Raw genomic sequence first — 13,386 nt, 5'->3', positions numbered from 1 at the left:
GACGCGGAGTTGGATGCCGGACCGAGCAGGCAAAATGACCCCGGATGCCTCCCGGCCATATGCCCACCCGGTGTCGCCTCCACGGTGTCCGCCTTTCTGGTGTTCACCGATCTGGTCTCTCTGGCTGGCGGCGGCATACGGGCTCTGCGCACGCCGCACGGCCGGCTTAGTTGACGTGTAAGAAGGGGTGACGCCAGCGGGCGGGCTCCGAGCAAGATCCGTATGACAGGACCAGTGCGCATGAGTGACGTGAGCGTGAGCTTGAACCAGACGGCGGGCGGTGGAGAAGTGGGCCTCGGCCTCGCCTCGCCGCGCGATTACCTGTCGCTTCTGAAGCCGCGCGTGATGTCGCTGGTGATCTTCACCGCCTTGGTCGGCCTGGTGCGCGCGCCGGACCATGTGCACCCGGTCATCGCCTTCACCGCGCTTTTGTGCATCGCGGTCGGCGCGGGCGCGGCCGGTGCGTTGAACATGTGGTGGGATGCCGATATCGACGCCGTCATGTCGCGCACGAGGAACCGTCCCATTCCCGGCGGTCGTGTCACGCCTCAGGAAGCCCTGGCCTTCGGTCTGACGCTCTCGGCGTTTTCCGTCGTGGTGCTGGGGCTGCTGGTCAATGTGCTGGCGGGAGCGCTGCTGGCCTTCACCATCTTCTTCTATGTGGTGATCTACACCATGTGGCTGAAGCGCTCGACGCCGCAGAACATCGTGATTGGCGGCGCGGCCGGTGCGTTTCCTCCCATGGTGGCTTGGGCCGCCGCGTCCGGCTCCGTGGGTTTTGAAAGCCTGCTGCTGGTCGCGATCATTTTCTTCTGGACCCCGCCGCATTTCTGGGCGCTGGCGCTGTATCGCGCCGATGATTATGCCCGAGCCGGCGTGCCCATGCTGCCGGTGACGGCGGGTCCCGACGAGACGCGCCGGCAGATCCTGCTCTACACGCTGTTCCTGGTGCCGCTCGCCGTGTCGCCGGTCGCGCTGGGCTATGCCGGTTATGGCTATGGCGCGGTGGCGACTGTTCTGGGCGCCGGCATGGTCTGGCTCGCGGTGAAGGTCTATCGGGTGCGCGAAGGCGCAGCCGCGGTGAAGGCGAGCAAGCAGCTGTTCGGCTTCTCCATTCTTTATCTGTTTTTGCTCTTCGCCTCGCTTTTGGTCGAAGCGCTGGTGGGAGTGTGATGCGTGGTGGATGAAAAGGAAAAGCGCGCGCCCGAGGGTGAGGGCATCGTGCTGACCGATGAGCAGAAGCGGCGGCGGCGGGCGCGCTCGGTGGCGATCGCTTCGGTGCTGGGTTTCCTGGTGATCCTCTTCTACGTGGTCACCATCGTGAAAATGGGTCCGGCCGTGCTGAACCGGCCGCTGTGAGGATGGAATGAGCACTGCCGCCCAGCCCCCCTTGCCCGAACCGGGCACCGCCGCCGCCCCGAAGCGGCGCCGCCTGCGGCATATGCCGGTGGCCTTGGCGTGCCTTGCGTTCGCGGTGGGCATGGTTGGCGCGGCTTATGCGATCGTTCCGTTCTACGCGATGTTCTGCTCGCTGACGGGTTTCGGCGGGGCAACGCGGGTGGGTACGGCGGCGCCGGACAAAGTGCTCGACCGCACCATCCAGGTCCGCTTCGATTCCAATATCGCGCCGGGATTGCCCTGGGAATTCAAGCCGGAACAGGCGGATGTGAACGTGCGCGTGGGCGAGACCAAAATGGTCTATTACCTCGCGCGCAATCTCTCGTCGGCCGAGACCTATGGCAACGCAAGCTATAATGTCATGCCGGCACCGGCGGGCGCTTATTTTGTGAAGATGCAGTGCTTCTGCTTCTCCGAACAGACCATGCACGGCAATGAAAAGGCAGACATGCCCGTGGTGTTCTTCATTGATCCGGCGATCGCGGACGATCCGGAACTCAACTCGGTGAAGACCATCACATTGTCTTATACGTTCTTCCCCGCGGCCAAGCCTGCGGCGCCGGTCGCGCGTGCGCCCGAGCCGGCGGGAGAGAGTGCGAAGAAGGCTCTGTGAGCCTGTGTCCCGCCTGTGGCGGCGGGGCAGACATGGATTAAGGCCCGCAAGCCCGGGCACGTGATTGGTGGGACTGGACGTAACCGTCGCATTGCGACGGGGCGGCAGGTCCTGGTAGAATTTTAATGCTGGAAGGGGAGGCCGCTTCAAATGGCCGAGGGACACGTGAAGCAGCACGATTATCACATGGTGGAGCCGAGCCCGTGGCCCATCGTGGGCTCGATCTCGGCCTTTATCCTCACCGCGGGCGCGGTGGTGTGGATGCACGGCGGCACCGCCATCCCAATGGGGATCGGCTTCCTGGGCGTGCTTTACACCATGTTCGGCTGGTGGCGGGACATGATCCGCGAGGGCCATCTGGGCTTCCATACCCCGGTGGTGCAGATCGGCCTGCGCTACGGCATGATCCTGTTCATCGCGTCCGAAGTCATGTTCTTCGTCGCCTGGTTCTGGGCCTATTTCGATGCGGCCCTGTTTTCCGGCGAGGCGATTAATTATTCGCGCTTCGAGGTGACCGGCGGCGTGTGGCCGCCCCACGGCATCGAATCGCTGGATCCCTGGCATCTGCCGCTGCTCAACACGCTGCTGCTGCTGACCTCCGGCACCACCGTCACCTGGGCGCATCACGCGCTGCTGGAGAACGACCGCCAGGGCCTGAAGTGGGGCCTGCTGCTCACGGTCGTGCTGGGCGTGCTGTTCACAACCTGCCAGGCGTTTGAATATCTGCACGTGCACTTCGGCTTCTCGGGCAACATTTATGGCGCCACCTTCTTCATGGCGACCGGGTTCCATGGGTTCCACGTGATTGTGGGGACCATCTTCCTGCTCGTGTGCCTGCTGCGCGCGGTCGCCGGGGATTTTACCCCGCAGAAGCATTTCGGCTTCGAAGCGGCTGCCTGGTACTGGCACTTCGTCGATGTGGTGTGGCTGTTTCTGTTCGCCTTCATCTATGTGTGGGGCGCCGGCGCATCCGCCCACTGAGGTTTGCAGGGGCCCCACGGGTTTTCAGGAATCGGCGGGGCGGCGTGAGCCGCCCCGTTTTGTTTGGAAGACGGCCGCGGCCGCGGAACGGGGATATCCATGGAACCCTATTACAGCCCTGTCTCGCCCATCGTCGCGGGCTTGTCCTGCCGGTGCCCGCGCTGCGGCAAGGGAAAATTGTTCAAGGGATTTCTCCAGCTCGCCCCCGAATGCGATGCCTGCGGGCTGGATTATTCCTTCATTGATGCCGGTGACGGGCCGGCGGTGTTCGTCATTCTCATCGGCGGCTTCCTGGTGGTTGCGCTCGCCTTCTGGGTCGAGGTCACGTTCGAACCGCCCCTATGGGTGCATGCCTTGCTCTGGATCCCCGGAATCCTGATCGTCACACTGGGCTTGCTGCGCCCGTTCAAGGGCGTGCTGGTGGCGATGCAATATGCGAACCGGGCGTCCGAAGGGCGACTGGAGCAGCGCGACGGCGAATGAGCGGGTCCTCGCGTCGCGGGCTGCTGATGCCCACCCTGGCCACCTTCGCCGCGCTTATGGTGCTGGTCGGTCTCGGTTCCTGGCAGCTGGAACGGCTGAGCTGGAAGAACGGACTCATCGCCCAGGTCGAGACGCGCGCGGCGCAGCCGCCACACGCAGTGCTGCCTGCGTCTCAATGGCCGAGCGTGTCGCGCGAGCTGGACGAGTATCAGCCGGTTCGGGCCACCGGCACGTTCGACCATGGCAAGGAAACCTTGATCTATACCGTCCTGTCCGATCCGAAAGGATCGTTCAAGGGGCCCGGCTTCCAGGTGTTGACGCCGCTGATGCTGCCGGATGGATCGGCGATCCTGGTCAATCGCGGCTTCGTTCCCGAAGATCGTCGCGCGCCCGAAAGTCGCCGCGAGGGGCAGGTCCAGGGGACGGTGACCGTTACCGGCCTGCTGCGCATGCCCGAGGAGGCGAGCTGGTTCGTGCCCGCCAACGATCCCGCCCATAATGCCTGGTTCCGGCGCGACCCGGCGGAGATCGCCTCCGCCCGCGGGTTGGCCAAGGTTGCGCCCTTCATCATCGACGCCGATGCCAGCGCCAATCCCGGCGGCCTCCCCCAGGGTGGGGAGACCCGGCTGACGTTCCCCAACCGGCATCTTGAATATGCGCTGACCTGGTACGGGCTGGCCGTGACGCTCGCCGGGGTCTATGTGGCGTTCGTCTTTTCGCGGCGCCGGGGGCTGTTGTGATCGCCTGTCAGGCGCCGTAATAGCGGCGCGGGCGCTCGCCCTCGCGCATGTAGCCGACAAATCCCGCGACCCCCACGCCTTGCGCGAGCAGGGCGGGAAGCAGGGCCGCGAGATCGCCCACGGTCAGGCCGTCGGGCGCCAGAAGATCGCGGATCGCGAACTGGCTGAAGGCGGTGACGACCAGCCATACCACGAGCGCGACGGAGGCAATGGACCGCGTGCGCGCCGAGCGCCGCACCGTCAAAATCACGAAGCCGATCGCCCAGACGAACAGCACCACCTGCGGGAGCAGGCCAAACCGCAGCATCTGCGACGAACCGCCGGGCGCGGACAGAGAATCCGCGATCGCCGACCAGGCCGCCTGTGGTCCGAGCACCGAGATCAGGGTGAAGATGCCGGCGAGCGGCACCGCCGTAATGCCGCACGCACACCAGAAGATGATCGCCAGGAGGCCGGACAGCCGGGGCGCATCGTCATTGTCGTGCCGGACCGGGCGGATGGAGGGGAGGCGGGGCATCGAGTGTCCTTCAGCGGAAACGGTCGCGCCAGGCGGCCTGGGCACCGGGATAAGGCAAGGTGGTGGCTTCGAATATGGCACGCCCAACCGCACGCGCGAGGACGCAGGCGGCCGTCGCGCCAAGCTCGGCCTCGGCGTGGCGGATGGGATCGAGTTCCTTGCGCCCCGTCGCCAGGGCAAACACGCAATCGCCGTCGAGTTGCGTGTGTACCGGAAACAGCGACAGAGCCAAGCCATCCTGTGCCATCACGGCAAAGGCACGCGCCTGCGCACGGGTAAGCACCGCATCGGTTGCGACCACCGCGACCGTGGTGTTGGCGCGCGGCGTGGCGCCTTTCATGGCGAGGGTCGAGGCATCGTCGGGCCAATGCTGCGGCATGCCGCGCCCGCCGAATTCACCGTCGCGTTCGAACGGAGCCGCGCGCAGGTGGGGGCCAGTGCCGATGAGCGGGCTGCCCACCGCATTGACCGCCACAAGGGCGCCCACCACGTGGCCGCCCGGCGTGACGGCGGAAGCCGAGCCGAGCCCGCCCTTGACATAAGCCGTGGTCGCTCCCGTGCCGGCGCCGACCGTGCCGAGTGCAAAGTCGCCGGCGCGTGCCGCAGCCGCCGCGCCATAGCCGAGGGCAGCATAGGGGGAATGGCGGCCCCAAGCCTTGTTGCCCCCATTGAGCAGATCGAACAGGATCGCGCCTGGAACGATGGGTACCCGCACCGTGCCCACGGGATGCCCTCGTCCCCGTTCGGCAAGCCAGGACATGATCCCTGAGCCTGCATCGAGACCGAAGGCCGAGCCCCCGGACAGGAACAGCGCATCCACATGCTGCACGCTGGCGCCAGGGGCCAGGAGATCGGTTTCGCGCGTGCCGGGGCTGCCGCCGCGCACGTCCACGGCGGCGATGGTCGGGACGTCGCACAGCACTGTCGTCACGCCCGATCCGAGTGCGAGGTCGGTTGCGTGGCCAACCTGGAGGCCCGGCACATCGGTGATGAGATTGAGCATATCGCGTCCGGATCAGCGGGCTACCGTGGCTTAGCACTAGAGCGTTTCCCCGTTTCAGGAAATCGGGAAAACGTGGTGATCGGGCCGGGCCGCGTCGCTGCACGGCGCCCGTGCGCCGCGGATCACAGACCTGCGGATCACAAACCTGCGGATCGCGGGCCTGCGGCAAACCGGCAGATCACATGGCAGGGAGGGGAGGGCCCCGCCCTCTTGTGCGGTGGCGCCGTTCCGGCCCATGACATGCGGCGAAAGCTCCGCCGCTTTGCGACCGCGGCGGGGTCCGGTTTCGCGTACGAAGGGTGCAACCCTCCCATGGCTGATGTCACGCTGCCTGCCGCCTTCGCCGCGGGCCTCGCGAGCTTCCTGTCTCCCTGCGTCCTTCCTCTGGTGCCGCCGTACCTGTGTTTCCTTGGTGGCGCGACGCTGGAAGACCTCTCCAAGGCGGAACCCTTGCAGCAGGTGGGCCGCCGCGCGATCTTCGGCGCGCTGCTGTTCATAAGCGGATTCACCGTGGTGTTCGTCGCATTGGGAGCGGGCGCCTCGGCGGTGGGCGAGGTCCTGCGCGCGCACCAGGAGGTGCTGTCGATCATTGCCGGCATCGCGATCATCGTGATGGGGCTGAATTTTCTCGGCGTGTTCAAGATCCATCTGCTGTCGCGCACCGCCCGGCCGCACGTGAACCAACCCGCCGGCCTGTGGGGCGCGTTCGTGATGGGCCTCGCGTTTGCCTTCGGCTGGACCCCCTGCCTTGGGCCAGTGCTGGGCGCGATCCTCGCGGTCGCCGGATCGGAGGCGACGGTCGCAAAGGGCGCGGGCCTGCTGGCGATCTATTCCGCCGGGCTCGGCGTGCCGTTCCTGCTCGCTGCGGTGGCGGTGCGGCCGTTCCTGGACGGCCTGCGCCACATGCGTCGCCTTCTGCCGGTGATGGAAAAGGTGATGGGGGCGATGCTGGTGCTCACCGGCATCGCCTTCATGTCCGGCTGGATCGCCAGCGTTTCCTATTGGCTGATCGAGACGTTTCCAGCGCTTTCCACCATCGGCTGAGCCGATCAGGTGAGCGGCGTCATGACCGTGTCGCGATAGGCGGGACGGTCTTTCAGCCGCGCATACCAGGCTTCCAGATGGGGCATCGGCGGACGGGCGATCGGCATTTCGAACCATCCATAGGCGAAGCAGCCGAGCGGAATGTCCCCCATGGCGAACGCGTCGCCCGACAGATAGGGATGGTGCGCGAGCGCGGCATCCACCCGCGCCAGAAGTGCGGCGCATGCGGCGATCCCGGCCTCCACCGCCGCCAGGTCGCGCTGTTCCGGGCCGAGCCGGACCATGTTCCAGAACACATCACGATACGGCGCGGCCAATGAGGTGGAGGTCCAATCCATCCATTTGTCGCCGATGGCGCGGAGTGCCGGATCCTCCGGCCACAGCGTGCCGGCGCCGTAGCGGGCGGCGAGATAACGCACCACCGCATTGGATTCCCACACGACCAGGCCCTGATCCTCGACGCAGGGGACGAGGCCGTTGGGATTCAGGTCACGATAGGTGGGTTCGTTCACGATGCCGAACGGCCCGCCGGCATTGGCGTGCTCGTAGGGCAGGTTCAATTCCCGCGCGGCCCAGACCACCTTCTTCACATTGGTGGAGTTGAGGCGTCCCCAGATCTTCAGCATGGCGTGTCCTCGTTTCAGTGCAGCGGCGTGCGATAGGCGCCGCCGAAGATGCGTGTGCCATGAAAAAAGCCCGCGCCGGAGCGCGGGCCTTTCATCGGCTGGCCGCGGCGCGGTCAGATTTCGCTATAGGCGCCGTCTTTCCAGATATAGACGACATAATCCTTCTTGGTGATGTCGCCCTTCTTGTCGAAGGAGAGCGGGCCGAGCACCGTCTGGAAGGTCGCGCCGGAATGCATGTAGTCGGCGAGCTTCTTCGGGTCGGTGGACTTGGTCGCCTCGGCCGCCTGCTTAATGATCTGCACCGCAGCGTAGGAGTAAAGGACATAGCCTTCCGGGTCGATGCCCTTGGCCTTGAACTTGTCCACCACTTCCTTCGCAGCGGGATTCTTGCGCGGATCGGGACCAAAGGTCATCAGCGTGCCGGCGGCGCCGGGGCCGGCGATCGACCAGAACTCCTTGTCCGTGATGCCGTCGCCGGAGAACAGGACGCTCTTCAAGCCCTGGTCGCGCATCTGCCGCACCAGCAGGCCGGCTTCGGGGTGGAGGCCGCCGTAATAGACGAGGTCCACACCCGCCGCCTTCAGCTTGGAAACCAGGGCGGAATAATCCTTCTCGCCAGGATTGATGCCCTCATAGAGCACTTCCTTGACGCCGCCCTTGTTCATGGCCTTCTGGGTTTCGTCGGCAAGGCCCTTCCCGTAGGGGGTCTTGTCGTGGACGATGGCGACCTTCTTGTCCTTGAAATTGGCGACAATGTAGTCGCCGGCGACCGCGCCCTGCTGGTCGTCGCGGCCGCAGGTGCGGAACGTGTTCCACATCTTGCGCTCGGTGAACTGCGGGTTGGTCGAGGCCGGGCTGATCTGGAGAACGCCGGCTTCCTCGTAATCCGTCGAGGTCGGGATCGAGACGCCCGAATTGAAGTGGCCGACCACGTATTTCACGCCGTCGGAGATGAACTTGTTCGCCGCCGACTTGCCCTGCTCGGGCTTGGAAGCGTCGTCGCCGATCGAGAGCTCGATTTTCTGCCCGTTGATGCCGCCGGCGGCGTTGATGTCCGCCACCGCCTGTTCGACGCCGGTCTTGATCTGCGCGCCGAAGGCGGCATTCGGGCCGGTCATTGGACCGCCCGCGCCCATCTTGAGAGGCGCCTGCGCATAGGCCGCCGATCCGGCCGCCGCAAGGGCGAGGCCGGCACCGACCGCGAGGCCGGCAAGTAACAGCTTCCTCATCCTGTTCTCCTCTGGTTATACCGGGCGATAAATACCCTCACCGCGCCGGCAGAGCGTGCGTCCGGCAGCCATTGTGCCGGTTTCCCGTTCCCTGTCGACACGCCAAATGGATCACGCCGTTTCATCCGTGCCGGCCTTGTTGCGCCAGGAAAGCGGGCCGGCGGATTCGTAAAGCCAATCGTAGCGCGCGGTCATCTGCTGCTTGCGCACCGATCGAAAGCCGAGCGCGGCGATGGCAAACAGCAGCACCGCTTCCACCAGATAATGGTCGAGCGCGAACAGCGTGCCCTGGAACAGCGCGAAATGGCAGAAGCGCACCGCCGCCGTGAGCAGCAGCGCATAGGCGAGCACGAGGACAAACGGCTTCCATCCCTTTGCCACCGCCCGCCCCGTGAGCCAGGCCGCGCTGCCACCGAGGAACAACGTCACCAGCATGAAATCGCCGGTGGAGACTTCCACCACCGCGCTCGGCCGCACGATGAAGAGCACCAGAATGGCGACGAGCGCGAGAATCGGCAGAAGGATCATGGGCGAGGTGGGACGACCGGGATGTGGCAGGTCTGCCATGGCTCACGCGCCTCCTTCCAGATAAGCGGCCTTTACCTCAGGCCGCTCCAGCAGATCGCGGCCCGTGCCGGCCATGGTGATGGCACCGTTCACCAGCACATAGCCGCGATGGGCGAGCTTGAGCGCGTGATAGGCGTTCTGCTCCACCAGGAATACGGTCAGGCCCTCGGTCTGGTTCAAGTCGCGGATCACATCGAAGATCTGCCGCACCACGAGCGGCGCAAGGCCGAGGGAGGGTTCGTCCAGCAGCAGCAGGCGCGGCCGGCTCATCAGCGCGCGGGCGATCGCCAGCATCTGCTGCTCGCCGCCGGAGAGCGTGCCGCCGCGTTGGTGCAGGCGTTCCTTGAGGCGCGGGAACATCTCGAACATGCGTTCCAGATCCTGCGCGAAATGCACCCCGCCGGAGAGTGCAGCACCCATTTGCAGATTTTCATAGACGCTCATGCGCGGAAAGATGCGCCGCCCTTCCGGGGACTGGGCGATGTTCAGGCGCATGATCTCGTGGGTGGGCATGCGCGTGATGTCCTGCCCCGCAAATAGGATGGTTCCTTCCTGGGCGCGCGGCGACCCGCAGATGGTCATCATGAGCGTCGACTTGCCGGCCCCGTTCGCGCCGATGAGCGTGACGATCTCGCCTTCATTCACCTCCAGATCCACACCGCGCAGGGCCATGATCTTGCCGTAGAAGGTCTTCACCCCGGCAAGCGAGAGCAGGGCGCTCATGGGCCCACCTCCGCTTCCACTTGTTCGACGGCATCCTCGTCCACGCCCAGATAGGCGGCGATGACGCGTGGGTCGGAGCGCACCTCGGCGGGCGTGCCATCGGCGATCTTGCGGCCATATTCCAGCACGATCACGTGGTCGGAAATCTCCATCACCACCGACATGTCGTGCTCGATCAGCAGCACCGAGGTCTTCTCCTCACGGATCGCCAGGAGCAGGGCGTTGAGGGCGGCGGATTCACGCGGGTTCAGGCCCGCGGCCGGTTCGTCTAGGCACAGCAGCGCCGGTTCGCTGCACATGGCCCGGGCGATCTCCAGGCGGCGTTGGTCGCCATAGGGCAGGTCTCCGGCCGGATCATCCGCGCGATCCACCAGGGCGATGCGCTCCAGCCAGTGAAGGGCATGGTCCACCGCCCGTTTTTCCCGCCTCCGCCAGCTCGGCAGGTTGAAAAGCGCCGACGGCGAGAGAAGCCCGGTCTCGGTCAAGCTCATGTGCTGAGCCACCAGCAGGTTTTCCAGCACCGTCATGCCGGAGAACAGGCGGATGTTCTGGAACGTGCGGGCGACCTTGGCCTGGGAGGCGACCTTGTAGTCCGGCAAACGCTCCAGCAGGAACAGGGCGCCGGCCTTGGTGCGCGCGGCGGCGAGGCCGTTGCGAGTCAAGGCGTCGATCTCGGCCGCGGTGGGCGCCCCGCCATGGGCCAGAGCAAGCCGGCCCGAACTCGGCTTGTAGAAGCCGGTGATGCAGTTGAACACCGTCGTCTTGCCGGCGCCATTGGGGCCGATCACGGCGGTGATGTCCCCCCGCCCGGCGCGCAGCGACACGTCACCGACAGCGACCAGGCCGCCGAAACGCATGCTCAGATGGTCCACCAGAAGGATGGGGTCGCTCTCCCAGGGCCTCATCCGTGGCCCTCCTTCACCAGATCGCCCGAGACCTTCTTGCGCTCCTTCAGGAAAATGGTGGCGAGCCGGCTGGACACCAGCCCGCGTGGCCGCCAGACCATGACCGCCACCATGGCAAAGCCAAAGATGAGCATGCGGTAGAGGGTGGGGTCGAAATCGGGGCCGAGCAGCCAGGGGTCCTTGAGGAACGTGAGGTTGCGCAACAATTCCATGCCCCCGATCAGAAGTATGGCCGAGGCCGCCACCCCCATCTGAGATCCCATTCCGCCCAGCACAACGATCGCCAGAATGACCGCCGATTCCATAAAGGTGAAGGATTCCGGCGAGACGAACCGCACCCGCACCGCGAAGAAGGCGCCGGCAAAGCCGCCGAACATGGCGCCGATGGAAAACGCGGTCAGCTTGGTGAGCGTGGTGTTGATGCCGAGCGAGCGGCAGGCGATCTCATCCTCGCGCAGCGCCTCCCAGGCGCGCCCCACGGGCATACGCCGCAGCCGCACCGTGGCGAGGGCGGTGAGGGCGGCAAGGCCGAGAATCACGAAATACAGGAAGATGATTCGGTGCATCGCATTGAACGGCAGGCCGAACAGTGCCGCGAACCCGTCGTCGCCCGAGGTGAAGGGAATGCCGAAGAACGTGATGGCGGGAATGGAGGAAATGCCCGCGCCGCCGTTCGTCAGATCCACCCAATTGATCAGCACGAGGCGGATGATCTCGCCGAAGGCCAAGGTGACGATGGCGAGATAATCGCCCCGCAGCCGCAGGACCGGAAAGCCGAGGATCAGCCCCCAGAAGCCCGCCAGGAGGCCGGAAATGGGCAGGCACAGCCAGAACGACCAGGCGGCCCAGAATCCCTCTCCCAGATGGCCGTCCAGGAAATCGTTCAGCGGCACGCTGGTGGAAAGCAGGGCGAAAGCATAGGCGCCGACGGCATAGAAGGCGACATAGCCGAGGTCCAGTAGGCCGGCGAGGCCCACAACGATGTTCAGGCCCCAGCCGAGCATCACATAGGTCATGATGTAGATGCCGAGGTCGATATAATAGCGGCTCGACCCGAGGTCGCCGGCGGCCAGAATCGCCAGGGCGGGAAAGGCGATGGCAAAAGCGAAGAACACCGGCTTCGCGAGCGGTTCCGCCTTTTCGGCGAGGGCCGCGAGTGCCGCATTGCCGCGTCCGCCCTTGATGCGGCCCGGCCGCCAGAGCGTGAGATGCAGCACGAAGCGCAGCACCGCGACGATGGCGGCGAAGATGAGCACCAGCCCGAACCGATAGGTGAGAATGAGCGGGCCGCCAGAATCCTCCGTGGCGCGCAGGCCCACCAACGGCGTGAGCACCAGGAATGTGAGAACCGCGCTGATGGCGGCGTCCTTCAACGCGACCGGCAACACGGCCTCGCGGCTTCCCGCAGACACGCCGGCCTGCATCAAACCTTCTCCACTTCCGGCCGGCCGAGCAGGCCCTGGGGCATGAAGATGAGCGTGATCGCGAGGATGGAGAACGCCGCGACGTCTTTGTATTCGATGGTGAAATAGGCGGACCAGAAGGTCTCGATGAGGCCGATGAGCAAGCCGCCCAGCACCGCACCCGGCAGCGAACCAATGCCGCCCAGCACTGCCGCCGTGAACGCCTTAACCCCAGGAACGAACCCGTCCGAGAAGTTCACGACGCCATAATTCATCAGATACATGGTGCCCGCCACCGCTGCCAGGGCGGCGCCGATGATAAACGTGAGCGAGATCGTGCGGTCCACGTTCACGCCCAGCAGGGCCGCCATCTTGCGGTCCTGCTCGCAGGCGCGCTGGGCGCGGCCGAGCGAGGTTTTCTGCACCACGAACCAGAAGATGCCGAGGCACACGGCGGTGACTACCATGATGATCAACTGCTTGTAGGCCACGGTGACCTGATAGCCGTCCCGGTCGATCAGCACGATCACGTCCGTCACCAGCGGTGGAATGGATTTGTTGCGCGGACCCTGCGCCACCTGCACGAAGTTCGAGAGCAGGATCGACATGCCGATGGCGGAGATCATGGGCGCGAGGCGGAACGATCCCCGTAGCGGGCGATAGGCGAGGCGCTCGATGGTCCAGCTCACGAGGCCGGTGAAGATCATGGCCACCACGAGCACGATCGCCAGCACCAGAAAGACGGATGTGATCCCGAGCACCGTGGTCAGCAGTAGGAAACAGGTGAGGCCGATGAAGCTCGACACCATGAACACGTCGCCATGGGCGAAGTTCACCATGCCGATGATGCCGAAGACCATCGTGTAGCCGATGGCGATAAGGCCGTAGATGGAGCCGAGCGTCAGCCCGTTGATGAGCTGCTGGAGGAAGATATCCATCCGTCCGATGCCCCTGTGTTGGAGTGCGCCTATTTCTTCATCGTGCCTGGTGTTTGGGCGCTTTTCCATTCGACTCATAGCGCGGCACGGCGCTGGAAACAAATCGGCACGTGGCCGCCGGAGCGTTCGGGCGAGTTTCCCACAGGCGAAGCATCGTGCAACAGCCGGTTGCGTCCCGTCACATCATTTTCATTCTCCGGACCCACTCATGTTGCG

At 65.3% G+C, this 13,386-nt stretch carries 16 protein-coding genes; 7 read left to right on the top strand and 9 right to left on the bottom strand.

Annotation, left to right across the window (positions count from 1 at the left end; all coding sequences use genetic code 11):
• The first annotated feature begins 240 nt into the window (after window positions 1-240).
• From cyoE to V5F78_RS09390, 6 genes are all read left to right on the top strand, one after another.
• The gene (cyoE, locus tag V5F78_RS09415) at window positions 241-1,173 is read left to right on the top strand and encodes a heme o synthase (protein WP_394071715.1); all 933 of its coding nucleotides are present in this window, start codon (window positions 241-243) and stop codon (window positions 1,171-1,173) included.
• A gap of 3 nt (window positions 1,174-1,176) precedes the next feature.
• Window positions 1,177-1,359 (top strand): cytochrome c oxidase system small membrane protein, encoded by a 183-nt coding sequence (locus V5F78_RS09410; RefSeq protein ID WP_394071716.1) that lies wholly within the window; start codon window positions 1,177-1,179, stop codon window positions 1,357-1,359.
• A 7-nt stretch (window positions 1,360-1,366) separates the two neighbouring features.
• Complete coding sequence (locus V5F78_RS09405) at window positions 1,367-2,011, top strand: cytochrome c oxidase assembly protein (RefSeq protein ID WP_394071717.1); 645 nt, start codon at window positions 1,367-1,369, stop codon at window positions 2,009-2,011.
• 150 nt (window positions 2,012-2,161) lie between these two features.
• Entirely contained in the window at window positions 2,162-2,992 is an 831-nt protein-coding gene (locus V5F78_RS09400; RefSeq protein ID WP_394071718.1) for a cytochrome c oxidase subunit 3, read from the top strand.
• A gap of 99 nt (window positions 2,993-3,091) precedes the next feature.
• A complete protein-coding gene (locus V5F78_RS09395) occupies window positions 3,092-3,475 on the top strand; it encodes a DUF983 domain-containing protein (protein WP_394071719.1) in 384 nt (127 codons plus the stop codon).
• A complete protein-coding gene (locus tag V5F78_RS09390; protein ID WP_394071720.1) occupies window positions 3,472-4,215 on the top strand; it encodes an SURF1 family protein in 744 nt (247 codons plus the stop codon). Before V5F78_RS09395 ends, V5F78_RS09390 begins: the two co-directional genes overlap by 4 nt.
• Before the next feature lie 7 nt (window positions 4,216-4,222).
• Here V5F78_RS09390 and V5F78_RS09385 read toward each other — a convergent pair whose 3' ends face one another.
• On the bottom strand, window positions 4,223-4,732 hold the full coding sequence (locus tag V5F78_RS09385) for a hypothetical protein (RefSeq protein WP_394071721.1): 510 nt from the start codon (window positions 4,730-4,732) through the stop codon (window positions 4,223-4,225).
• A gap of 10 nt (window positions 4,733-4,742) precedes the next feature.
• Window positions 4,743-5,735 (bottom strand): P1 family peptidase, encoded by a 993-nt coding sequence (locus V5F78_RS09380; protein WP_394071722.1) that lies wholly within the window; start codon window positions 5,733-5,735, stop codon window positions 4,743-4,745.
• 312 nt (window positions 5,736-6,047) lie between these two features.
• On the opposite strand from V5F78_RS09380, the gene V5F78_RS09375 reads away from it, so the two are divergent.
• A complete protein-coding gene (locus V5F78_RS09375) occupies window positions 6,048-6,779 on the top strand; it encodes a cytochrome c biogenesis CcdA family protein (protein WP_394071723.1) in 732 nt (243 codons plus the stop codon).
• A gap of 5 nt (window positions 6,780-6,784) precedes the next feature.
• Here V5F78_RS09375 and V5F78_RS09370 read toward each other — a convergent pair whose 3' ends face one another.
• From V5F78_RS09370 to V5F78_RS09340, 7 genes are all read right to left on the bottom strand, one after another.
• Complete coding sequence (locus V5F78_RS09370) at window positions 6,785-7,405, bottom strand: glutathione S-transferase (protein ID WP_394071724.1); 621 nt, start codon at window positions 7,403-7,405, stop codon at window positions 6,785-6,787.
• Window positions 7,406-7,518: 113 nt separating this feature from the next.
• Window positions 7,519-8,634, bottom strand: a complete 1,116-nt coding sequence (locus V5F78_RS09365) for a branched-chain amino acid ABC transporter substrate-binding protein (protein WP_394071725.1) — start codon at window positions 8,632-8,634, stop codon at window positions 7,519-7,521.
• A 111-nt stretch (window positions 8,635-8,745) separates the two neighbouring features.
• Complete coding sequence (locus tag V5F78_RS09360; RefSeq protein WP_394071726.1) at window positions 8,746-9,201, bottom strand: DUF6867 family protein; 456 nt, start codon at window positions 9,199-9,201, stop codon at window positions 8,746-8,748.
• A 3-nt stretch (window positions 9,202-9,204) separates the two neighbouring features.
• On the bottom strand, window positions 9,205-9,924 hold the full coding sequence (locus V5F78_RS09355) for an ABC transporter ATP-binding protein (RefSeq protein ID WP_394071727.1): 720 nt from the start codon (window positions 9,922-9,924) through the stop codon (window positions 9,205-9,207).
• Window positions 9,921-10,829 (bottom strand): ABC transporter ATP-binding protein, encoded by a 909-nt coding sequence (locus tag V5F78_RS09350; protein ID WP_394071728.1) that lies wholly within the window; start codon window positions 10,827-10,829, stop codon window positions 9,921-9,923. The genes V5F78_RS09355 and V5F78_RS09350 overlap by 4 nt, the downstream gene beginning before the upstream one ends.
• Window positions 10,826-12,253 carry a high-affinity branched-chain amino acid ABC transporter permease LivM gene (livM, locus tag V5F78_RS09345; RefSeq protein WP_394071729.1) on the bottom strand — a complete coding sequence of 476 codons (1,428 nt, stop codon included), beginning with the start codon at window positions 12,251-12,253 and terminating at the stop codon, window positions 10,826-10,828. Before livM ends, V5F78_RS09350 begins: the two co-directional genes overlap by 4 nt.
• The gene (locus V5F78_RS09340; RefSeq protein ID WP_394071730.1) at window positions 12,253-13,170 is read right to left on the bottom strand and encodes a branched-chain amino acid ABC transporter permease; all 918 of its coding nucleotides are present in this window, start codon (window positions 13,168-13,170) and stop codon (window positions 12,253-12,255) included. The genes livM and V5F78_RS09340 overlap by 1 nt, the downstream gene beginning before the upstream one ends.
• Between the last annotated feature and the right edge of the window lie 216 nt (window positions 13,171-13,386).

It is taken from the genome of Roseixanthobacter glucoisosaccharinicivorans (assembly GCF_043195095.2).
In the GTDB taxonomy this organism is placed as follows: domain Bacteria; phylum Pseudomonadota; class Alphaproteobacteria; order Rhizobiales; family Xanthobacteraceae; genus NCEH01.
The sequence above is the reverse complement of the archived record's forward strand: the minus strand, read 5'-3'. Positions and strand labels throughout refer to the sequence as shown.